The 23,359-nt window shown below is 58.1% G+C and carries 16 protein-coding genes and 2 tRNA genes; 6 read left to right on the top strand and 12 right to left on the bottom strand.

All coding sequences use genetic code 11. The annotated features are described in order from the left end of the window. Positions 1–62 precede the first annotated feature (62 nt). The 3 genes from GYM67_RS00275 to GYM67_RS00265 are packed head-to-tail and all read right to left on the bottom strand — an operon-like array spanning position 63 to position 3,199. Positions 63–923: a carbohydrate ABC transporter permease gene (locus GYM67_RS00275; protein WP_220236610.1), complete on the bottom strand. Its 861-nt coding sequence runs from the start codon at positions 921–923 to the stop codon at positions 63–65. A gap of 1 nt (position 924) precedes the next feature. Further along, positions 925–1,911, bottom strand: a complete 987-nt coding sequence (locus tag GYM67_RS00270; RefSeq protein WP_220236609.1) for a carbohydrate ABC transporter permease — start codon at positions 1,909–1,911, stop codon at positions 925–927. A 25-nt stretch (positions 1,912–1,936) separates the two neighbouring features. After that, positions 1,937–3,199 carry an ABC transporter substrate-binding protein gene (locus GYM67_RS00265; protein ID WP_220236608.1) on the bottom strand — a complete coding sequence of 421 codons (1,263 nt, stop codon included), beginning with the start codon at positions 3,197–3,199 and terminating at the stop codon, positions 1,937–1,939. Positions 3,200–3,524: 325 nt separating this feature from the next. Between GYM67_RS00265 and GYM67_RS00260 the strand changes: the two genes are divergently transcribed. Beyond that, positions 3,525–4,538: a LacI family DNA-binding transcriptional regulator gene (locus tag GYM67_RS00260; protein ID WP_220236607.1), complete on the top strand. Its 1,014-nt coding sequence runs from the start codon at positions 3,525–3,527 to the stop codon at positions 4,536–4,538. A gap of 148 nt (positions 4,539–4,686) precedes the next feature. On the opposite strand, the gene GYM67_RS00255 is transcribed toward GYM67_RS00260, so the two are convergent. Further along, positions 4,687–6,438: an FAD-dependent oxidoreductase gene (locus GYM67_RS00255; RefSeq protein ID WP_220236606.1), complete on the bottom strand. Its 1,752-nt coding sequence runs from the start codon at positions 6,436–6,438 to the stop codon at positions 4,687–4,689. 121 nt (positions 6,439–6,559) lie between these two features. Continuing rightward, on the bottom strand, positions 6,560–7,123 hold the full coding sequence (locus tag GYM67_RS00250; protein WP_015021096.1) for a peroxiredoxin: 564 nt from the start codon (positions 7,121–7,123) through the stop codon (positions 6,560–6,562). 157 nt (positions 7,124–7,280) lie between these two features. Here GYM67_RS00250 and GYM67_RS00245 point away from each other — a divergent pair, with 157 nt between their 5' ends. From GYM67_RS00245 to GYM67_RS00235, 3 genes are all read left to right on the top strand, one after another. Beyond that, entirely contained in the window at positions 7,281–8,666 is a 1,386-nt protein-coding gene (locus GYM67_RS00245) for a hemolysin family protein (RefSeq protein WP_258561506.1), read from the top strand. 233 nt (positions 8,667–8,899) lie between these two features. Beyond that, the gene (locus GYM67_RS00240) at positions 8,900–9,379 is read left to right on the top strand and encodes a Dps family protein (RefSeq protein ID WP_220236604.1); all 480 of its coding nucleotides are present in this window, start codon (positions 8,900–8,902) and stop codon (positions 9,377–9,379) included. Positions 9,380–9,823: 444 nt separating this feature from the next. Further along, a complete protein-coding gene (locus GYM67_RS00235; protein WP_220236603.1) occupies positions 9,824–9,994 on the top strand; it encodes a hypothetical protein in 171 nt (56 codons plus the stop codon). 410 nt (positions 9,995–10,404) lie between these two features. On the opposite strand, the gene GYM67_RS00230 is transcribed toward GYM67_RS00235, so the two are convergent. Together GYM67_RS00230 and GYM67_RS00225 are read right to left on the bottom strand one after the other, a co-directional pair. Then, on the bottom strand, positions 10,405–11,172 hold the full coding sequence (locus GYM67_RS00230; protein ID WP_220236602.1) for an SDR family oxidoreductase: 768 nt from the start codon (positions 11,170–11,172) through the stop codon (positions 10,405–10,407). Positions 11,173–11,588: 416 nt separating this feature from the next. Beyond that, entirely contained in the window at positions 11,589–12,152 is a 564-nt protein-coding gene (locus GYM67_RS00225; RefSeq protein ID WP_258561505.1) for a M48 family metallopeptidase, read from the bottom strand. A 149-nt stretch (positions 12,153–12,301) separates the two neighbouring features. On the opposite strand from GYM67_RS00225, the gene GYM67_RS00220 reads away from it, so the two are divergent. Together GYM67_RS00220 and GYM67_RS00215 are read left to right on the top strand one after the other, a co-directional pair. Further along, positions 12,302–12,375, top strand: a tRNA-Ile gene (locus tag GYM67_RS00220). Positions 12,376–12,413: 38 nt separating this feature from the next. Then, a tRNA-Ala gene (locus GYM67_RS00215) sits at positions 12,414–12,486 on the top strand. 1,277 nt (positions 12,487–13,763) lie between these two features. Here GYM67_RS00215 and nhaC read toward each other — a convergent pair. From nhaC to GYM67_RS00190, 5 genes are all read right to left on the bottom strand, one after another. Continuing rightward, the gene (gene nhaC / locus GYM67_RS00210) at positions 13,764–15,245 is read right to left on the bottom strand and encodes a Na+/H+ antiporter NhaC (protein ID WP_220236600.1); all 1,482 of its coding nucleotides are present in this window, start codon (positions 15,243–15,245) and stop codon (positions 13,764–13,766) included. Then, on the bottom strand, positions 15,242–16,426 hold the full coding sequence (locus GYM67_RS00205; protein ID WP_258561504.1) for a MalY/PatB family protein: 1,185 nt from the start codon (positions 16,424–16,426) through the stop codon (positions 15,242–15,244). The genes nhaC and GYM67_RS00205 overlap by 4 nt, the downstream gene beginning before the upstream one ends. 101 nt (positions 16,427–16,527) lie before the next feature. Further along, positions 16,528–17,352 carry a helix-turn-helix transcriptional regulator gene (locus GYM67_RS00200; RefSeq protein ID WP_220236598.1) on the bottom strand — a complete coding sequence of 275 codons (825 nt, stop codon included), beginning with the start codon at positions 17,350–17,352 and terminating at the stop codon, positions 16,528–16,530. 2,270 nt (positions 17,353–19,622) lie between these two features. Then, entirely contained in the window at positions 19,623–21,362 is a 1,740-nt protein-coding gene (locus GYM67_RS00195) for an amino acid ABC transporter ATP-binding/permease protein (protein WP_220236597.1), read from the bottom strand. A gap of 4 nt (positions 21,363–21,366) precedes the next feature. Continuing rightward, positions 21,367–23,151, bottom strand: a complete 1,785-nt coding sequence (locus GYM67_RS00190) for an ABC transporter ATP-binding protein/permease (RefSeq protein ID WP_220236596.1) — start codon at positions 23,149–23,151, stop codon at positions 21,367–21,369. Between the last annotated feature and the right edge of the window lie 208 nt (positions 23,152–23,359).

Below are 23,359 nucleotides of genomic sequence, written 5' to 3'. Positions count from 1 at the left end.
GATGCTTGATGAGCCAGTGAGTCGCCCGCTCAACTGCAGTTGGGCGGCTCCTGACTAAAAGACTACTTGACTGCTCCGGCCACCATCCCTGCAATGAAGTACTTCTGCAGGAACGTGTAGGCGACCACCATGGGGGCTGCCGCAATCAGGGATGCCGCTGCGGCGACGCCCAGATTGTTGGTATTGGCCGAGAAGAAGGAGGCCACACGAGGGGCAATGGTCTGGGCCGAGGGATCGGTCAGGATGTAGCTGGACAGGGCGTAGTCGTTCCATACTGTCGAGCCGGTCATGATGACCACGGTCGCCGTCACCGGCTTGAGCATGGGCAGGACCAGGCGCATGAAGACTTGGAGCCGGTTGGCCCCGTCCAGCTCGCCGGCCTCATCAATCGCCGGGGGTATGGCCTTGATGAAGGCCGTGTAGAGGAAGACTGACAGAGGCAGGTTGGTGGCCGTCAGCACCACGATGATGCCCCAGTAGTTGTTCACCCCGCCGATCCTGACCAGGAAGGAGTAGAGGGGGACCAGAATGCTCAGCGGCGGAATCATCATCATGGAGAGGATGAAGGCCGATACCAGCTTGTTGAATCGGGTCAGGCGACGAGCCAGGGGGTAGGCCGCAGCTGCTCCCAGGATGCAGACCAGGGCCGTCGCCCCAACAGTCACCACCACGCTGTTGAGAACGGATTTGAGGATGCCGCCCTCGTTGACGGCCTCGGACCAGTTGGACCATGCCAGGTCGTGGGTGCGCATGCTCAGGGCCGAGCTCAGATCGTCCGAAGGCTTGAGCGAGGTGGTGATCGCCAGGTAGAAGGGCAGGAGCTGGCAGAGGCAGACGATGACCAGAAAGAGGTAGATGGCCCAACGCCCACGCTGGTATGACCGCTCGGCAGGGGTCATCGCATTCTTGTTCTTGCTAGCCATGTCAGGCCTCCCAATCCAGCTTGGCCAGCCCCTTGTTGACCAGCCAGGTCACGATGGCAATCAGGACAAAGAGGAAGACTCCGATGGCCGAGGCATACCCGGCCGCCTGGTTGTCGAAGTAGATCGTGCCGATATAGGTCGAGATGGAGTTGGTGGCATACCCGGGGCCGCCGCCTGTCAGCACCTTGACCATGTCGTAGAGCTTCAACCCTCCGATCAGGTTCAGAACCACGCTGGTCGTGAAGGCGGGCGACAGGAGCGGCAGGGTGATGTTCCAGAACTTCTTCCAGCCGGATGCCCCATCGACCTCGGCGGCCTCGACCACCTCCTGGTCCATGGTCTGCAGACCGGCCAGGTAGATGATCATGGAGACGCCGACGAACTGGATGGAATTCACCAGCACGATGATGCAGACCGAGAACCCCGCATTGTTGAACCAGGCCACCTTGTGCAGACCCAGCGCCGTCATGACGGCGTTCAGGGCGCCCTGCTGGTACTGGAAGACGAAGTAGTACATGATGCCCATGATGACCGGGGCCACCAGAGCGGGCAGGTAGATGATGGCCCTGATCAGGGTGCGCCCCTTGATCCTGGCGTTCAGCAGCAGTGCCAGAGCCAGGCCCAGGATCTGCTGAAGCACTGTGCTGCCAATGCCGTAGATGAAGGTGTTGATGACCACCTGCTTGAAGTTGGCGTCAGTCAGCATCTGCTTGTAGTTGGCCAGCCCCACGAAGGACTTGGCCTCGTTGTACCCGTCCCAGTTGGTCAGGGAAAGTCCGATCCCCGACAAGAGCGGATAGATGATGAAGATCACCAGGAGGATGACGGCAGGAAGATAGAAGAGATTGATCGAGGCACCCTTGAAACGGCGACGACGCAGGGCGGGACCCCTGACGTGGTCAACGGATGCATCCCTGCTATCCCCATGTAACGGTGATCCGGATTGGGTGTCCTGCGAAGGAATCGCCCCTGAGCGGCTATCTGTCATGACTCGGCTCCTCTTGGCTCACTGCTCAGGAAGACTTCTGGCCATACAGGCTGTTGAAGGAGGTCTTGACCTGATCGGCAGCGGCCTGTGCAGTCAGCTGACCGGTCAGCAGACCGTCGGTCGACTTGGCCAGAGTGTTGTACATGCCGTTGGGCAGGTACTTGCGGTCGAAGAAGGGGACTAACTTGGTCTTCTTCTTGTTGACCCAGTAGTCGTATGTCGGCTCAAACTGCCCCAGCGCGGACTTGACGCCAGTCAGGGCCGAATCGTTCATGCTCACGTCTACCAGCTTCTGCAGGTTTTCAGGCTCGGCCATGAAGTCGATGAACTTCAATGCCGCGTCCTTGTTTTTGCTGGTCTTGGAGACGCCGAAGGTCAGGGTGTCCTCGCCTGTAGAGAAGTAGGGTCTGCCGACTTCTGCAGGAACCGGCATCATGCCCAGCTTGACCTTGGGATTGTAGGACTGGATCAGCTGGGAGCTGCCGTTGGCGCGGAAGGAGAAGCCGACCTTGTCCTGGGCCATCAGCCTGGATATGTCATCCTGGGAGGCGGAAGTGTAATCCACATTGAACCAGCCGTCCTTGGCCCACTTGGCCACCCTGGAGGTGTACTTCTCGTAGACTGCGGTATCGAACTTGCCGGCAGAAAGGTCCTTGAGCTGGCTGTCGTCGTACATGCCCGGAAGCATGTAGTCGGCGATGTCGCCATTGGGACCCGCATCCTTGTTGGAGGAGATGAGCGGGGTGTACCCGGCGGCCTTGAGCTTGGTGCAGGCCTGCTCAAAGGCGTCCCAGGTGTCGATGGACTTGGGATCGATGCCGACCGCATCCAGAACCGTTTGGTTGTACATGATGCCAGACACTTGAATATCAGCGGGAAGGGCGTAGAACCTGCCGTCCTTGGTCTTGAAGACATCGTTGCCTATCGGCTTGAGCCGCTTGGCCCAGGGCCTGTTCTGCAGCGGCTCAAGAAAGTTGCCGTACCGGTCGCGCGACCAGCCGTGGGTGTTCCATATGTCCGGAGGGTTGTGGCCCGCTAGACGAACCTTGATGTCGTTCTCGTTGTTGTTGGTGCCAGGAACCATCTTGATGGCGATGTCTGGATTCTTTGCCTCGAACTTCTTGCCCAGGCCCTGAAGAGCCTTGAGCTGGGGGGTCCCCGTCGACTGCATGGTCATGAATTCCACGGTCTTCTTGCCCCCGGAGGAGGAAGAGCCGCAGGCAGCCAATGAGGTTATTGCCATAGCGCAGCAGATGCCGACCGCCGCCACCGTCTTGATCTTGTTCATCAACCACTCCTTCGTAGGTTGCTTCTTCGCCGAACACGTTCCGAGAGAACCTGAACTCATTCGTGATTCTTAATATACACGAGTAGATTCGTCTGTCAAATATCTGACGCTGGCTGCCCGAACAGTTGCTTTTGAGGAAAAACGCACTCGCAACGGCTGGTTTTTTGGTGCTATTTACCTTGATTTTTCAGCCTTAGCAAGACATGTGCAGACAGATCAATAATGGTGCTCAACCGGGTTTGACGGCAATATCAATTCGAGTAGATTCCCTATTCCGGGTAGCATAAATTGAGACTGGCGAATAGGCAGATGGGAACGAACTCTGATGGCTGCAAACAACAAGGATCACCGACAACGCAAAAGGGCCACGCGCACGGATGTGGCCAAGCTGGCTAATGTCTCCACAGCCGTGGTCAGCTACGTATTCAACAATGGGCCCAGGGCTGTGGCTCCGAACACATCCAAGCGAGTGCGCGAGGCGGCGAAGCTGCTGAACTACCACCCCAACCCCACGGCGCGTGCCCTGCGCACCGGCTATTCCAAGATGCTGGGGGTCATTGTGCCGGATTCTTCCAACCCATTCAGCGCCGGCATCTACGACGAGCTGCAGACGGTGGCCATGCGGCGGGGATACTCGGTTCTCTTCATGAACGTGCGCAGCGACCCCGAATTGGAGGAGCAGGCCATCAGACAGCTGCTGGAGCGCAACGTCGATGCCATTTTCCTCTCGTCCTCACGCAGCTACGCACAGCTGAGCATGGCTCATCTTGAGGAGAGTCGCTTCGTCTTCATGGACCAGCCCAACCGGGTGAGCAATGCCAAGAGCGTGTCGACCGATTTCTTCCACTCTGGCCTGACCGCCACCCAACACCTGATCGAGCACCGGCACTGCAGCGTCGACATGCTCTTCGGCGGCTCCCCCGACGACCGGGGCGACGCCCGCATCCAGGGCTGGTATGCGGCCCATCAGAACGCCAACCTTCCCGCCGGCAGGATTCGCCAGGCCTTCTTCACACGCGAGGGCGGCTACCGCGCCACCTTGGACCTGATTGACAGCGGCAGACCACCCCAGGCCATCTTCGCCGGATCAGACCTGGAGGCCATGGGTGCTTTGCGAGCCCTGCATGAACGCGGGCTGCGCATTCCCGAGGATGTAGCCATCGTCTCCTTTGACGGCACCATCGACTCCCTCTACACCTGGCCTCAGCTGACCACCATGCAGCAGGACACTGCGAAAATTGCCGCCTGCGCCATCAATGCGGCCTTGGAGCCGGACCAGGTCCCCGACGTGCAGATCATCAAGGCGGATCTAGCCATCCGTCACTCCTGTGGCTGCTGATACGACAAACTATCCAAACCATGGATAATATCCGGAGCTTTTCATCAATGCAGACCTGCAACGTATACCAAAAAGACGCTGGCATCATCACCGAAAATGCAATAGACGCCAGCGCCTTCTCAGACTCTGTTCAGGCTCAGACCCAGGGTCAGGCCCCAATCAGATCCAGCATTTCAGGTACGGACTTCTTGCCGAACTCCACGGTCTCCTGTCCGTCCCTGCGGATCACAATGCAGGGGACGCTCATGACCTGGTATTGATCCTTCAGCTCAGGGAAGCGGGCCAGGTCGTAAGCCTCGGCGCGCACCTTGCCGTTCTGGGCCGCCACCCGCTGGGCGGACAGGACCGTAGTCGGGCACATGGTGCAGGTCAGGGAGACCAGCATCATCACGTCCACCCGGTCCTTGATGGCATCGATCCGGTCCGAGGTGGGCTGATCAACCTGCTGCCCGGGGCCCGCCGCATTGTAGAGAGCCAGGACGAAGGAGTTGAACTCGTGGCCGCTGGGCACGCCATGGAAGGCCAATCCGGTCGGCTGGGAGACGCCCTGGTCGTCCAGCCGGCAGATGCGCACGCTGGGACGTGCATCAGGCAGGTCGCTGGAGGGATCGTAGTCCTTGCTGTCCTCGTCCGTGCGGGAGTCGACCCTGACGGTCAGCTTGCCGTCGGAGAGTCCGACCAGCTCATCCACGAAGGCCTCCAGCTCCTTGGAGACCTGGCTGCCGTCCAGATCCAGGGCGAGCTCCAGCTTTCCGGTCATCTTGCCGAAGACCATGTCCAGCTGTTTGCGGATGTCCGGCCCGAAGAAGCCGGAGGTCTTGGCCAGGGCCTGGCCGTCCTCCTGGGCCACAGGCGCGGGCGAGGTGCCCGAGGCCAGGGCGGAGTTCTCGGCCTGCCGCTCGGAACGGGCGTAGGGGGAGTCCTCGGGCCGCGGCGGCACCAGGCCGGTCTTGTCCGACATGTTGGAGGCGTAGCGCTCCAGCTCCACGGCGGCCACAGCCCCATCGGAGGCGGCGGTGATGACCTGCCGCAGGTTCTTGACCCGCAGATCCCCGGCGGCGTAGATGCCTGGCACCGAGGTCTCCAGGTAGTCGTGGGTCAGCACGTACCCGTGGTCATCCAGATCCACCACGCCCTTGAGCATGCCGGTCTGGGGCACGTAGCCAGCGAAGACGAAGACGCCAAAGGTGCCGCCATCCTGGGGCTTCCAAGTGGTGGTCTGCCCGCTCTTGCGGTCCAGGATAGCGGCCTCGACCAGCCCGCCGGGGCCAGCGGAGACTCCCTTGAGCTCGGTGGAGTAATGAATCTCGATCTTGTCGTTCTTCCGGGCCTCGTCAGCCACGGCAGCATCGCAGGTGAAGTCCTCCTCGCGCACCAGCAGGGTCACCTTGGTGGCGTACTTGGTCAGGAAGACCGACTCCTCAGCGGCTGCGAACCCGCCGCCGACCACCAGGACCTCGCGCCCGGTGAAGAACTCGCCATCGCAGGTGGCGCAGTAGGCCACACCGCGGCCCGCATACTCCTGCTCGCCCTGGAAGCCTATCTTGCGGGGGCTGGCGCCGGTGGCGATCAGGATGCCGAAGGTGCGCAGGTCGCCCCGAGAGGTGTGGACCACCTTGATGTCGCCCTGGGCCTCGATACCTGTGGCCTCGGCGCTCATGAACTCGGCTCCAAAGTTCTGGGCCTGCTGGCGCATGGTATCGGTCAGCCTGCGGCCATCAGTGCTGGCCACGCCCGGGTAGTTGACCACGTCGGCCGTGATGGTGATCTGGCCGCCAAAGTCGTCCTTCTCCAGGATCAGGGTGCGATACCGCGCCCGGGCCAGATAGAGGCCTGCGCTCAGGCCTGCAGGTCCACCGCCGATGACGACCACGTCATAGAGATTCTTGTCTTCCGTCATGAATGCCTCTTCCGAAGGAATGCACGGATGTGCTGGTGTTGGATACTGGTCGTGAATACAGAAAAGGGAACCCGCCCTGGTCGCTTCCGATCGGCGAGTTCCCGATATTGGCAGCTGCAGATCAGAGCTGACCGACCAGATCCAGGCTGGGCTCGATGGTGTCCTCGCCGGGCTCCCACTTGGCAGGGCAGACCTGATCGCCGTGCTCGTAGACGAACTGGGAGGCCTGAACGCGGCGCAGCAGCTCGTCGGCGTTGCGGCCCACGTTGGAGGAGATGACCTCGTAGGCCACGACCTTGCCTTCAGGGGTCAGAATGAAGTCGCCGCGCTCGGCCTTGCCCTCGGCCTCGTTGTAGGTCTGCAGGTCCTTGGCCAGGGTTGCGGTCGGATCGGCCAGCATGGGGTACTGGACCTTGGCGATCTTCTCGTTGGCCTCGTGCCAGGCCTTGTGGACGAACTCAGTGTCGCAGGAGACGGAGTAGATCTCGCAGCCGATCTTCTTGAAGTCCTCGTACTTGCTGGCCAGATCCTCCAGTTCGGTGGGGCAGACGAAGCTGAAGTCCGCAGGGTAGAAGAAGAGCAGGGACCAGTGTCCCAGCAGATCCTTCTTGGAGACCGGGAAGGTCTTGTTATCCTGGTAGGCCTGCGTGGTGAACTCAGTCAATTCGTGCTGAAGCTGTGACATGGGAAAATCCTTTCGGGAGCGTTGGGAACGTCGGCCTGAAGCCGAACCTGTCTCCGTATTTCATGCTAGTCAGGAAGCACTGCATGGGGAAGACAGAGGTTCGCCGCTGGGGTGTGACATAGGGCACATGGGGCGTCCATACCCTAGCATTGAGGGTATGGCATTATGGCTGAACATCCTGCTCATTCTCTTCTTCCTCCTGATCGGATCCGTCTTCTCGGGGACCGAGCTGGCGCTGGTCTCCCTGCGCGGATCGCAACTGGAACAGATGGAGCAGCAGGACGCACGCGGCGCCCGGGTGGCCCGCATCGCCCGCGACCCCAATACCTTTCTTTCCGCTGTGCAGATCGGCGTGACGTTGACAGGCTTTCTCTCGGCCTCCTTCGGCGCATCATCCATCGCCCCCTACGTAGTGCCCGTCCTGACCGGGTGGGGAGTGCACGAGAGCCTGGCCGGCACCCTGACCACGGTGATCCTGACCCTGATCATCTCCTACTGCTCCATCGTCATCTCCGAGCTGGTGCCCAAGCGGATCGCCATGCAGCGCACCGAGGCCATCGCCAGGGCCGTCGTCCCGGCCATCGACGTCTTCACCACCCTGTGCAGGCCGTTGATCTGGCTGATCGGCAAGAACACCAACCTCATCGTGCGCATCCTGGGCTTCGACCCCCAGCAGACCGACACCGAGGTCAGCGATGACGAGCTGCGGATGCTGGTCTCCTCCAACACCAACCTGAGCAAGGACGAGCGGATGATCCTGGGCGACGTCTTCGATGCCTCAGAGACCAGTGTGGCCGAGGTCATGCGCCCCCGGGCCGACGTGGTCTTCATCGCCGGAGACATGCCACTGCAAGAGGCGGTCGAATTCGTGCACGACGAGCCCTACTCGCGCTACCCGGTGACCGGACGCGACTTCGACGACGTGCTGGGCTTCGTCCACGTGCGCGACCTGATGGACGTGCGCAATCCCCAGGCCAAGACCGTGGCCGACGTAACCAGGCCCGGCATCGCCCTGCCCGGCACCTCCAAGCTCCTGCCCAGCCTGGAGAAGCTGCGCAAGAAAGGCATCCACCTGGCTGTGGTCATCGACGAGTACGGGGGCACCGACGGCATCGTCACCCTGGAGGACATGACCGAGGAGCTGGTAGGCGACATCCGCGACGAGTACGACCTGCCTGAGGAACAGAACCCGGCCCATCCTCAGGCAACCGCCTTCGTCAACGGCGTGGCCACGGTTGACGGCGGCATGACGATCGAGGACTTCGCGGACCTGACCGGAATCGAGCTGGAGGACGGACCCTACGAGACCCTGGCCGGCTACTTCCTGGCCCAGACCGGGCGGATGGGGCAGGTGGGCGACGTGGTCCACTCCGACGACGGATATGACATGGTGGTGACCAAGGTGGACGGGCGGCGCATCGAGACCATTGAGGTCAGGCGCCGGCAGGAGGCTGAGGGCCAGGCTGGCGATGACGACGAAGCCGACGCAGATGGCGAGGGTGAAGACAAGTCGAATCCCGAAGCAGGAGCAGGCCGGGAATAACCAGAGCGGTTCTAATCTGACTGAGATTGATTTGACCGAGGCTGGCCGTCAGCCTACGAGCATCCCACGCTAGTCAAGGAAAAATGACTGTCAGCGTAGCCGATGGTCCGTGAATGATTTCACTGCTTGATTCCCGCAAAATCCAAGCGTTTCCTTGCCTTTTCATCTAGTCTGGAGTTACAAGGTCGGGGCTGACCCGACCGCAGGCATAATTTCATATTTAAGGAGCGATTATGGCATTGAACTTTACCGTACCGGGACTCGACGAAGCGACCAGCGAGAAGGTCATCTCCATCCTGCAGAGCCGTCTGAGCCAGGAACAGGAGACTGCCCTGATTCTCAAGCACGCCCATTGGAACATGAAGGGCAAGGAATTCATCGGCATCCACGAGATGATGGATCCCGAGGTCGATTCGGTGCTGAACATGGCCGACGAAACCGCAGAGCGCATCGCCACCTTGGGCGGTTCCCCCGCCGGACGGCCCGACGACATCATGAAGAACCGCGACTGGGATGGCATCACCATGACCGGCCGCCAGGATGCCCTGGACTACCTGAAGGCCCTGGACACCTACTACACCACTTTCATCAAGCGCGACCGCGAGGCCATTGAGAAGCTGGACGACCTGGACATCGTCAGCTCCAACATCCTGCAGGACCACGTGCAGGAGCTGGAGCACTTCCAGTGGTTCATGCGCAGCCATCTGTTCTGAGTTGCTGAGCTCTGAGAGCTCATCGCCGCCCACGATAGGCGGTATGCCAGCGGCCCTGCATCGTGAAAGATGCGGGGCCGCTGGCATTTTCTCTGACCGAAATAAACGGCTGGGTTTCAGGATGGAATCGGCACTTGGGAGACGGTAGGGCGCCGCCTCATGCCGGGAAGACTGGTCGGCCATAGAAGACCGAACCCTATCCGCCCGACCAGGAGCATCATGCCGCCCACACCTACATTCCCAGCATCTCTAATCAGTCCACGGCGTCGGAATTGCAACGATTCGATTTCGCAACAGGATTCCAAGCCATCGAGTGCCCAACCACCAAATCCACAGCGTGGGCAGGGCGGATCTGGCAGAGACCAGCGCAACAGACTTCATCCTTCAAACCTCTTTGCCGCCTTCTCATCGTTGGCTGAAAATGATCGGGTCACCAGGCTATTCATGATGGCCTGTGCCCTTGCGGGCGGTCTGCTGGCCTGGCACAGCCTCTTCGAGGCTGGAATCCATCCGCCGCTGGCAGGAAGTGGCGACGGGGCTATTGGCCCCTGTCGCCGGGTCGAGCGGCACGGGGATAAAAGAGGCTTCAGCCGATACCGCGCCAAACAGACCTGAGCCGATCGAGCACAGGCCGATCGAGACAGAACCAGCTGAGTTTGAGCCAACTGGGATTGGGCGAAGCCGCAACCCGACGCTATCACCGGCTGAATGGCCGGACCGCTTCCTGACCCCTTTGAGCGCCCTAGTAGTCTTGCCCCTCTTCGCCTTCTTCTCGCTGTCAATTTCCCTGGATCAGTTGGGACCCGAACTGTTGACCGACCGGGTCATTCTCGGCGCCACGCTGGAACTGGCCTTGCTGGGCGTACTGGCAGGTCGGTCCTGTCCGTGCTCATCGTGGCCGTCGGCGCTATCCCTAGTCGGCTGCGGTCTGCCAGGCGCCTCTCGACCTGACTACAAGACTTATCCCCTGTCGGAATTGTCCCATGCCAGTCTCGGTTTCCGACAGAATCGGTCCCCTACCAGACTCAGCTACGACGGTAGAGCTTAGTGTAGGAGCCCTCGGCGCGGGGACGGACCACAATCTGGTCGATATCCACAGTGTCGGGCTGTTCCAGAGCCCAGGTGACGCATCCGGCGATGTCGTCGGCGGTCAGCGGGTCGGGCACCCCGGCGTAGACCGCATCGGCCCGGTCGCTATCCCCGCCGAACCGCTTCAGCGAGAACTCGTCGGTGTGAACCAGGCCCGGGGCGATGTCAACCACGCGCACCGGCTGACCGATCAGCTCCAGCCGCAGAATGCGGGCCATGACCCGTTCCGCCGCCTTGGAGGCGCAATACCCGCCGCCGCCCTCGTAAGGCTCAATGCCTGCCGTCGAGGAGATGACCAGGACCGTGCCCTCCGACTCCTTGAGAGCAGGGAGCAGCTTCTGGATGACCCGCAGGGTGCCGATGACGTTCAGCTCGTACATGCCGCGCCAATCGTCCAAGTTGGAGGTCGCCACCGCATCCTTGCCGAAGGCTGCGCCGGCGCAGTTGACCAGAGCTTTGACCGGGCCGCCCTTGAGCACAGCATCAACAGCCGACTGTGTGGAGTCCTCGTCAGTCACATCGCAGAGCTCATAGGTGAAGTTCTCACCCAGTTGGTCAGCCAGGGCCTTGAGCTTGTCTTCGCGCCGGGCCAGGCCGACCACCTTCCAGCCCTTGTCCACCAAGGCCTGAGCACTGGCCTGGCCGATGCCGCTGGAGGCACCGGTCACCACGGCACGCTTGATCGTTTTCTTGGATTCCGTCATCTCAATTGCTCCTTCATGATCGATTGCCCCGGTCAGCTCCACACGCGCCTCCGGGTTGCGGGGACCCTGCCGACCTGCTGCAGGATAGCCCCTCTTCCTTAACGCTAGCGCACCAGCATGGGCTGCGGCAGTCTTCTGTCGGCTTTGGACAACAAATGCGGTGCGGTAAACCAACCTTGAGCAGGGTGGGAACGGATTAAAGGCAGATTGATTGAGTCAGGACGAATCAAAAACCAATCCGACTTCGCCCCAGAAGACCCAGCAGAGGTTCGGGCACGGAATCATCAGCAAGAATGATGTCACAAGTTGGTAATTCGCAAACTCGCAGTATACAAGCTCATAAATTATGCAGAGTCCATGGCTTCGGAATCCATGGCTCCAGAAGTCATGACTTCCGATGTCTAAGCTTCGGGGGGTCACAAAGCCAGATAGCGGTTGAGCCGACGACGGCGCTCAGTCCAGTCGGGCATATAGCGATTCATCCGCGCGCGGAAGCCCGGGCCGTGGCCATGCTCGTAGAGATGGGTCAGCTCGTGAACCAACACATACTCCAGCAGGTCGGGATCCAGCCAAGCCAGGTCTGTGTTGAGCCTGATGCTGGCAGTGGCTGGGGTGCAGGAACCCCAGCGGGTTTTCATCTTCCGTAGGCTGATGCGCCCAGGCCGACGGCCCACCACAGGGACCCAACGGTCCAACAGAGTCGGCAGTCTTTCCTGAAGGATCCTCTTGGCTTCTGCCTCAGATCGGCCTGGCTGCAGCTGATCATCAGCTTCAAGTCGGGCGTAGACATGACGTGAACGGGTCAGACGTTCTCTAGTGGCTGCGATCCAGCGGCGCTTGCCGTCGATAAAAGCACGAATCTGATCATCGCCAATCGTCACAGGCGCCGTCACCTCCAGATGGCCGTCAGGCGGTTTGACCCGCAGATAGACGTTGGCGATCCGCTTCCTGATGACCAGAACAGTCTCGCCACTAGCCACGAGCTGTTCCAAACGGACTGGCTCCGCACGTCGTTTCCGCCTCATAACTCCCATTCTTCCGCCAAGACGCGACGCGGCGCCGCCGAGATTGACTTGAGGGGACACTATGGTAAGCTATCCATTTGTGTGATTCTTCGGTCACACGGCATGGGCCTGTAGCTCAGCTGGTTAGAGCGCATCCCTGATAAGGATGAGGTCGGAGGTTCAAGTCCTCCCAGGCCCACGCAATTCTTGCGTGGTTGAAGTTCTTTTCACATTCACGGGGCTATGGCGCAGCTGGTAGCGCATCTGCTTTGCAAGCAGAGGGTCGCCGGTTCGAATCCGGCTAGCTCCACAGGTAGGTTTCAGCGAACTCTGAGATTCTTTGATTTGTTATGCCTTTTCTCTCAAAAGGTCCCATTTAGTTTTAGATGTGGCATAGCGAACAATATGATCATGCGCCAATTACTCCAAAGATAATGCTATTGCCGCATAACGCATCTGCACCCTCACCCTTTTGATGCTGTTCATACACTCCATAATAATCTTGAACTTTATAGATGATAGCGTGTAATCGACAGTGTGTGCACCTTCTTGCCGTCTAAATTTTATTAACTTCCTTGTTCCTCAAAACATCTAGTAATTGGCCAATAGCAATCACCAGTCATTGCGATATGACGTTTTTCACAGACAGCAGCTCGGCCAACAACATATAACCGTTTCAAACCATGTTCCGTGTTTGCTACCAGATATTCCAGTGCCATCCTGAGCTCATAGTCAATGACCGCCAAATCCTTGAGTACAACGAAATCGCGATTCTTGTGCTCCCCGTCATCGCGCTTGTTGAAATTAGAAGCAAATCGTTTAATCCGAAATAGATAGGTATTCGCAGATAGATATGTTTTAGCGGATTCCTCATTATAGATGTCGAATACAATGCCATCGTTTTGCGAATTAGCAATTTGAGGATCGAGACTTTTACTCAGACACGTGCGCTTTGGGCTGTCCACATTGGCCCCCGCACCTAAACTAATGAGAGCATCCGCTTCGAAAAGCTCTGCACCATTAGTGAAGAGCTGGCCAATGTGACCAACCCCCTTTTCACTTTGTACCTACAATGCTAATTACATATAAGTATCTTTCAATTTATTTCGTGTGTGTCGACAATGAAGTTCGACACAAACAAAGCAAAGATTTTTCTGCTTTTTCGAGTACTCATCAAGCGCTGCCGAGTCTGTTTTCTGGGGTTATGGCTACGGGATAAGTTTAATCATATTTAAAATTTATTGGTTATCGGTTCAGCATGACACCAGCAATAAAGTACTTGATATAAAGGTAAAATTACTAAACACCAAGTCTTTGCTGCTCACTGAAATCAGGCTAGTTATATAAGTGCTGCTTTCATAGTCAAACACACTGATTCTGCAATCGATGAAAAATATAGAAACCCGTATTAACGCTGTTAAGCTCAGCGCTGGTCTTTGAAGCCGGGACAATTAGCTTGCTGCTTTCCGAACAATGAAAAGAGACCGAATCCATGCAGATCCATGTTCGTTTTCCGACTGACAAGAAAAGCGCCACAACAGGTACTGCCCAGTGGTGGCGCTAATTAGCCATAACAGAGAAAAGGCTCTACGCTTCCTTCTCCTTATCCAGCTCAGCGAGCATGGTCTTCTGCTCATCCGGCGTTAGCTTCCTGATGCCAATTCCTGTGTATCCCCAGATGGTGGCAAAAATCACGCCGGTCCAGCAGAGAGTTGCCCAAGGCATATAGGAGAGCGTGGGCACCCCCAGCGTGGCCGCCATATAGGCCCCAGCGGCTGTCCAGGGCAGGATCGGCTCGAATATGGTGCCGGAGTCCTCTATGCTTCGCCCGAGATTGCAAGGATGCAGACCTCGGCGAATGTAGGCAGGCCTCAGCAGCTCGCCAGGCAGCAGAAGGGAGACCTGCCCGTTGCAGGTGGTGGATATGGTCAGGATGCCGGTCAGCAGGGTAACGACAATCAACGAGCCAGTGCTCTTGCTGATCTTGAGCAGAGACTCCACGATCTTGTTCAAAGCCCCGGAAGCCGAAAGCACTCCTGCGAAAGAGAGGGCGCAGAACGCAATCAGAAGAGTGCTCATCATGCTCTCCATGCCACCCCGGTTCAGCAGACTCGTGATGTCCTTGGCTGCAGGACCCAAGTTGAAGCCCTTGGGGAGCATAGAGGTGTCGAATCCGTTGACAATGGCGTTGAACGCGTTGGTGATGGGGAAGCGCTGGATGACGACGGCATTGAACATAGCAACCGCCGACGAAAGCAGCATGACCGGAATGGTCGGCTTCTTCCACGCAGACCCGATCAGGATGATTAGGAGAGGTATAAGCAGCATAGGCACGTTCCAGGTGAAGGCCTGCGAAAGTGTGCTGTTCATCTCGGCGACCTTGTCAAAGCCACGGCCACCTGCGGACTGGACACCACGGCCCGCCACGAACATGACTATCGCTGCCACCAGCAAAGAGGGGAAGGTGGTCCACAACAGGTGCTTCATATGCGTGAATACATTCACATGGGTGATGGCCGCAGCCAGGTTGGTGTCTCCGGACAGAGGGGAAAGTTTATCTCCGAAATAGGCACCACTGACCACTGCACCGGCAACGATGGCGGGATTGATACCTTCCATGCCCAGTGCCACCCCCATGAAAGCCACGCCAATGGTACCTGCGGAACCCCAGGAGGTTCCCGTACAGACCGAAGTGATGGCCGTGACCAGCAGAGCCGTCAGATAGAGGTACTTGGGCGATACGATCTTGAGGCCGAAGTAGACCATCATCGGAATGGTTCCGCCGATCATCCAGGATCCGATAAGCATGCCCACCACTATCAGAATCAGCATGGCAGGCATGATCCCAGCGATTTTCTCGGCTATAGTGCTGAGCATCTCATCGTATCCGTGGCCGAGCATGTAGGCGATGATCGCTGCCACCACGGCAGCCAGGATAAGCATCGGCTCAGCAGGAAGTTCCAGCCAGATGGCTCCAACCCCCATAAACACCGCCATGGCGATAATTGGAGTCAGTGCCAAGAGCAGGGTGGGGGAACGCTGCTCTCTTTGTTTCCTTTCCTTCGTCATTGCAGGGTCGCCTTTCTCGTGGAAGTACCAAGCGCACGATTCATGCGCGACAGTGCCTCGGTCAGAATTGGCCTAGTTGTCGCCAGGTTTATGCGCACAAAGCCGCTGCCGCCCAGACCGAAGTCAGTCCCCGGATCCAGCATCAGACCCTGTTCAGCCAGCCGCTTTTCGATCTCCTCATCCTGAAGTCCCAGCCCTCTCATATCCATCCAGGCCAGGTAGGTACCTTCAGGTTCGATCAGCGTCACGCCATCCATTCCGGCAACGCAGTCGCGCAAAAGATCGGTGTGTATCTCGAGCTCGGCAAGAAGCTCGTCCAGCCATTCTGCGCAATGGTCATATCCCGCCTGAGTCGCAACTTGTGCAAAATAACGGGGATTATGGCAGCCGGCATCATCGATGGCCTTCTCCACCTTGTGCCGCAGATCAGCATCAGGAACGACGATGTTGGCAGTTTCCAACCCAGCGATGTTGAAGGTCTTCCCCGGGGAGGTAAAGGAGATGCCTCCAGATGCTTCGGGCGACGAGGTCAGATAAGGCTGGAATCGATATCCTGAATGGATTAGATCAGCATGGAACTCATCTGAGATGACCAGAACATCATGCTTGGCAGCAGCCTTGGCAACCTTAGCCAGTTCGTCACGGGTCCATACACGGCCGGTAGGGTTATGCGGATTGGTGATTACCATCGCACTGGCCTGGTCAAGCAGGTCTTCAAGCGCATCAAAATCGAACCGGTATTTTCCCTGGCCGTCTATCTTCAGCATCCATGGAAGGACCTTGCACCCTGCGGCCTTGATCGCTGTTGGGGTGGGCGAATATGCAGGATAGGGAACGATTACCGAGCAGGCGGGCGACAGAGCTTCCCTGAGTATGGCTGGCAAGGATTCCACCATTCTTCCTACCGGCACCAGACTGGCCGGACTGATCTGCCAGCCGTGGCGTCTTTTGAACCAGTCGCACACTGACTGTCTATATGAGGGGTCCAAGTAGGTGTAGCAGAAATCACCCACCTGAGCACGCTCGACCACAGCCTGGACCAACGGGTCCGGGGCTTTGAAATCCATATCTGCCACCGACAGGGATATGGCGCCATCACCGCAGTTGCGATGTGCGTCATCCCAGCGGATGCTATGTATTCTTCCCAGATCCTGGGTTGAAACGGGATGTAGAAGACCCATAATTACGTCTGTTCCCTTCTTTGCAACTATGCCGGATACCTTGCCTTCATTAGCAATGTGATCCTCTGAGGCCACCATGGCCTCGATACTGCCTCCCCCGCTTATTGCTTTTTCTCGTCTTTGACGGAGGTCGTCTTGTCTATTTCTTTTAGATAGTTGTAGACGGTGAACCGTGAAATCTGCAAGCGGTCGGCCAAGGTCTCGGCCGCATCTCGCAGGAAGAAAAAGCCTTGTTCTTTGGCTTGTCTTATCACCTCCTTCTTATGGCTTTTCGTCATCAGCTCGACCGGTACACCCTGGCTGGCAACAGCACGGTCAAGCACGATATTTGCCAAGTCATCAAGGTTGTGGACGAAGGCCTCACCCGCGGAGCTGGCTTCGGCCGATCCTGTTCCCTGATCTATCTGCCCTGTCTCAGATCCGGCTTTCTCGGCGCCACGCTGTTGGTTCTGATCCAAGTCTTCATCAAGTTCAGCTTCCGACTTTGGTTCAGAGCTTGCGTCTACTCTGCCGTAGAGCATTTGCTGGCATATTTTCAGAAGCCCCGACCAGATCTCGACACTGCTGTTGATGCACAATGCAGCGACCGGATTCCCTCGGCTATCTTTGACGGCGATAGTGGCACAACGAATCCGACGCCCGTCAGGCAGAACAGAGCTGTAGTTGACCATGGTGCGAACCCGACCCTCAGCCATCTGCTTGAGCAGCACATCGGTCGCCGGATCACCGACCTTGCGACCGGTCAAGCCTCCTGCGATGGCGACAATGGTGGTGGGCACCTGTGAAAGGTCATGCACCACAACCTCGCAATCCGCCATAAGCGATGCCAGCGGCTCCACCAGCTGGGCCAAGGATTGGATTATCAGGGCACGCTCTACGCTGTCCTGCGCCTTAAGGTCGCGTGCCGATTGTGCATCGTTGCTCATACATCATCTCTTTCATGAAGTAGCTAAAGATAGTATAACCATTTAATAAACATTTTGTTGAGCGTTTCTATTAATTGTTTATTTTTTTCCTGTCGCTCTTCCGAATTCACGATATTCATAGGGGATATTCATCCGTTCAAATCGTTGAAAATCCGGCTGTTTAACCACGAAACACATAATGTTGAACGCAAGGCTGCAGACATCCATAATCTGCAGATATGGAATTAAAGTAGCCAGCTAGACCCTTGACAGGGGCTTCAAGATATCGAAAAGGCTACGCCCTAGCGGGAATCGTGTTTGCCCAAGTAAGTTGCTTGAAACCGTACCTTTGACGACTAACAACTGCCGGACTGACCAGATGGGCTGGCATCCGCTTATTAATTAGTAAAGCAAATCAGTAAAGCGATAACCTTGCTGATGGACTTAATTACCTCAACTCTGCCGAAAGAAATCCTCCACTTTTCAACTCTCTTAAGACGGCTAGGCTCCATGAACCACGCTTGCGCAGGAACCTTATCGAGATATCGCCACCCCGAGTGAGAGCTGACACCTGTTTTACTGAATCACTTTTCTCCGAACTGACTTCAATTGAACTTGCCATGTGCGAAAGACAGCAGATGGTTAACTCGGGCACAGACCGAGGAACGAGGGAGACGATTAGACAAGTGCGGCCACCCCTCTGTTCAATCAGCATGGTTTGAACTCCTCTCCAAAGTGAGCATCCATTCGCCAGGTCTAAGAGAAAAATCCAAACCTTTTAGAACAGCGACTTGGCCGCCGTGTTTACCCGGATCATTCCTGCCCGCGTCTGAGAAGGAAACCGTCCTGGACTCCTCTCCTATAAATTCCGTTAGCGAATTGTCGAAGTTTAGCTCAACCTCGCTCGCAGGTGGCCCCTTATCTAAAAGCGATTTGGCCCACACCTTCCATAGTGTCGGGCTGTGCCCCCACGCCACCGCTAGATTGGTTTATCCACAGCACTGACCCAACCCGCAGTGCGGAGCAGACTGGACACTATGGCAGAAAAGCAGGAAAATCAGCCAAGAATCGACTGGGCATGTGGCCAAAACGCCGGGGACCACGCTCATCATCGAAAACGGAAGCACCTGGCAAGTGGGTATTCGACATGAGCCTTCCCAGAACGCGCATATGCAGCGGACCTTAATAAGACTGGTCTGTTGCACAACCAGTGTTGTATTTAATTGCCTGGTAAGAGCCAGGCAGGAATGGCTGGACCTTTCGCGTTCACGGAAGAGAGCAGCCCACCCTGTTGGACGGGCTGCCTGGACATCACCGCTTCCTGTGCCACACGTCATACAGGACTGCACACGCCATCATGACCAGACACATCAGCCAAGCAGCGTACGAATCCATCCTGCCCGCGAGCGCTGGGACACCCACGAGAGCAGCAGCCATGAAGTACGATCCGCGACCGTCCTTGTTTGGATTACCATTAGGCATCCAAACCACCTCGGTATATTGATAGAACAGCCAACCCGGATGAGCTGGCGGCCGCCATCTCCGCATCACCGGCATGGCGACTATCTGATTTTATCCCATGATGAACTTCTTCGGTCGTCGACGGCGATATGATGGGGTTTGTCGGGAGACGGCAGCATCACCCGGTAGATATAAGAGGTAAGGATAAATTCTTTTAGCATCTGCTGGTGCCGTACCCGATTGGGCCGTTTGGGGTCCATTGATAGAACGAAGGCCGATAGCTATTGCGCTGTCGGCCTTTTCCTATACAGATAGGCTATCTTCGGATGACCCTGCTCAGCTAATATCTTTACCTGGCGGTCAGTCCAAAAAAGATGGCCACAACTCCAACAACTAATCGGCGATGTTACCCATCCATTCGAGGTGTGTAATGGAGACGATGGCAATCTTCTACTCTATGAGGAAAGCCACTGTCAGCTATGAAGATATGAACCCTGAGGCGGCTCTTCCGGTTATGGCATACACAACAAATTGAGCAGTTCCCCTTCTGGCATCTAGTAACTTTTGCGACTCGCTGGCATCATCTTTTAAAGAGTTATCGCATTCTAGCGTTCCTATGCAGTCTACAGACAGACTGTCGGTTGACCACTGTTACATACGTTTGGCATAGCATATAGACCTATCCCGCTAGATTTCCTAACTCGATACAGCTAAAAGTCAGCAAATTATAACGAAATCATGTGTTGCCATACCTCTCAATCAGCTATTCACCTGACAAGGCTAGAGATTCTTCAGAAGCAATAGCAGCAGAACACGAACTTCTCTCATCTCTATCCTACCGCGCACGACATAGCATCTTTCTCCTCAACTAGTTTGCCGTCTCGCAGCGTCAGCAACCGGTCAACCCTGGCAAGGACCGAGGGACGATGAGAGACGATCAGACAGGTACGGTCGCCCTTCCGCTCGATCAGCCTGGTCAAGACCCGGCCCTCGAGGAGAGCATCCATATTGCTGGTGGGCTCATCCAGAAGCATGAATGGCGCCGAGCTCAAAAAGGCGCGAGCCAGAGCCACCCTTTGCCGCTGTCCATCGGACAGGTCCGAGCCGTTGTCAGCAAGCAGATGATCCAAGCCGTCAGGCAGCTGGTCGATCAGATCATCCAGGCAGGCATCATGAGCTGCCTTCTCAATATCTTCTCTGCTGGCATCGGGCCGGGCCAGAGCGATGTTATCCGCCAAAGTAAGGCTAAATATATAGGTATCTTGACTCACCAAAGCCTGCTGGGCACGCAGGTCGACAGTGTGAATCGTCTCGATAGGCAGACCGGAAACCGTCAGATCCCCACCACTGCGCTCCTGGAACCGCATCAGCAGATCGATCAAGGTAGACTTGCCAGCTCCGTTGGCGCCTTGGATGCCGATCAGCTCGCCAGGCTTGGTGGAAAGATCCAGACCGTCCAAAACCGAGATTCGGCCACCATGTTCACCTGAGTCAGTCTTGCCAGCGTAGGAGAAGGAGACGGCCTTGGCCTCCTCTCCAGTGAACTCCGCCAGGGGATCCCCATGACCGGATTCCACCTCACGTACAGGCGGCTCCTTATCCAGAAGCGAGAAGACCCGTCGAGCCGCGGCCAAGGTGGGCTGCAGGCCGGCGCCTAGCCGGGCCACAGGTATCAAGGGAGCGAAGGAAGAGAGGAAGCCGACCAGTCCGATCATTCCCCGTGCAGGATTCACCAACCCTGCCGAACCTAGGTGGCAGGCCATCAATGTGAAGACTCCAGCGCAGATCAGAGTGACCACGTTGGTGACCAGATCGTTGGCAATAGTCCGCCCAGAGGTGCGGCCCCGCGCATCCAACATCTGGCCCGTAGCGGCTCCCACCCGGCGACGGGTATTCCCCAGAGCGCCCAACCCCGCCAGCTCTGTGCGGCCCTGCAGAGTCTCCAGAAGAAGGGAATGCAAATTGGCTTGGGCCGTCCGCTCCTGCATGGCTACCTTGAAGGTGGGTCTTGCGCTCAGGATGGGGATGAGCAGACCGACGATGAGGTAGGAGATCACGGCGGCCAGGCCCATCCAGGGCGAGAGCCAGGTGAGCAGGGCCAGGTTGGCCAAGGAAGTCACCAGAGCGATGGCGATGGGTGAAAGGGTGTGGGCGTAGAAAATCTCCAGCAACTCGATGTCATTGGTGATCACCGTCACCATGTCTCCGCGCGCCTGGTCGCGCAGACCGGCCGGGGCCAGGGACCGCATCTTGTCGAAGACCGTCGTGCGGATGTCGCGGAGCATGCTGAAGGCCATCTCATGGTTGCAGTACTGCTCCCCATAGGCCATGACCCCCCGGCTGAGGGCGGTCAGGACCGCCGCCAAGGCCCAGACGACCCACTGTCCATTCAGAGGAGGCCAGTCCGCGACTAGGCCGATCAGGGCCGCAGCGGCTGCCATCATGCTCCAGACCGCGAAGAGGTGGCCCAGGCTGCCGCAGAGGATGGCCTTGCCCTCCGTGCCGGCCAGAGGCTTCATCAGCCGGGCCATGCGGCGCATCATCACCAGGTTGCCGGTCGTCTGCTGCATTCTGTCACTCCCCGTCCTCATACTGGGCCTGCTCCTTCCACTGGGCCGCGAATCCGCCCCCGGCATCCATCAGCTCACGGAAACCGCCGCTCTCCGCCAGACGGCCCCCCCGCAAGAAAAGGATGGAATCGGCATTGCGGACCCCGGCCAGGCGGTGGGTGACGGTCAGGACCAGGGACTCCTTGCCCAGCGCGTCCATCAGAGCAGCCAAGCTGGCGTCATGCTCGCGGTCAACGGCGCTGGTGGCCTCGTCGAAGATGTAAACAGAGGAACGCCGCAGGAGCCCGCGTGCAATGGATAGCCGCTGGCGCTGCCCTCCGGAGAGGTTGCCTCCCTCAGGGTCGATGGGAGCGTCCAGCCCGCCCTTGCTCTGGACAAGCCCGGTCAGACCGACCTTGTCCAACACGTCCAGCAGCTCACCATCCGAGTAGCCCAGTCCGGCCGGATCGAGATTCGACCTGATGGTTCCGGTAAAGAGGTGGTCGGTTCCCCGAACCACGGTCTGCAGGCCAACTAGGTCCTCACGTGACAGATCGCTGATCTTGCGTCCTCCAATAGACAGTTCTCCGGTATACCCCTGAAGGCGCCCGGACAGCAGGCCCGCCAGGGTGCTCTTGCCGGAGCCCGAAGCGCCGACCAGGCCCACATGCCCCTTGGCCGGGAGATCGAAGTTCAGATTGGTCAGAGCCTGGAAGCCGTCAGGATAGGTGTAGGTCAGATTGCGAGCGCGGATGCCCAGCGCACCGGCAGATCCCGATGCGGGCCCTGGGACAGCGTCCGAGGCGTATTGCGGAGCCGCCGACTCCCTGTCACCCACCTGCCGCGCCTGGAGAATGTTGTCGATGGCCTTGCCCTGCTTGATGGCGACCATGCCGGAATGCATCATGTAGACCAGCTGCCGCTCAGGCGCAAAGAGCCGAACCCCGGCCAGGGCGACGACCAGGCAGGATAGCACTTGAGAGGACCCTCCTTGCCCAATCAGGACTGTGGCTGCAACCGCCAGAATGAGGCTGGCGTAGATGACTGCGTCAGCCTTGATCAGCGAGCGCAGCTGCCCGCCCAGGACCCCCATGGTTATCCGGCGGAACCCCTCGGACTCCTCGGCCAGATCATCAGCCTGCCGCTGGTCCGCTCCAAAGATCTTCAAGGTGCTGAGCCCCCTCAGGGCATGCTCGAAGTGGACGCCGACCTTGTCGTACTTGCGTAGCTGGCCCAGCTGCACTTTGATGTTCTCGCCCATGGTCGGCTTGGAGGCCAGGGGCAGGGCCACCATGCCGATCACGACGATCCCTGCAGCCAACGGGCTGACGGGCAGGAGGACGGCCAGGGTCACGACCAGCATCAGGGCAGTCTGGACCAGGGCAGGAATGTAGGCCGTAAAGTAGGAGACGACCGACTTGACCCCCTCGGTCGAAAGCCTGGCCAGGGTCTGCGCCGGAACGCCCAGGTCGTTCTCCTGACCATTGGGGTCGAACACGGATAAGTACAGGGCCTGGGAGAGCGCCTGGCCCATACCATCGGCCAGCCTGGCGCTGACGGATCTGGCGACCGCCTGAGTCAGGAACCGAACCAGAATCAGCCCGCCTATCAAGACCGCCAGAAGCCCAGGCCGACCGGGCACCCAGGCAAGGGCATGAGGGACAGGCAAGCCAAGGGAACGGCCTACGGCCGCGATGGCCACCGGAAGGAGGATGACCTCCGCCAGCGTGCCGATCATCTGCAGGAGGGCCAGCAGGAAGCTGGCGCCCATCCTGGCTCCCGGTAGATGAAGTAGTCGCTTGCTGATCATGCCTGTCCTTTGTGCCGCCTTTCTGATACGCCCTTCTCGGTGAACCCTAACAAAATCCCTGTGCGCCAGGCAATACCCTTATCGTGAAGCCCCGGCAAGAGAAATAAAAAAATATCATTTACTTTTCCTCCCAGCTCCCCTAGAATGGACGGCACAACCCGACTTCGGCGGATATATGGCCTAGAGCCGAGCGGCCGCCACCCGCACG

The organism is Bifidobacterium asteroides (assembly GCF_019469425.1).
GTDB classification, from domain to species: Bacteria; Actinomycetota; Actinomycetes; order Actinomycetales; family Bifidobacteriaceae; genus Bombiscardovia; species Bombiscardovia asteroides_I.
The sequence above is the reverse complement of the archived record's forward strand: the minus strand, read 5'-3'. Positions and strand labels throughout refer to the sequence as shown.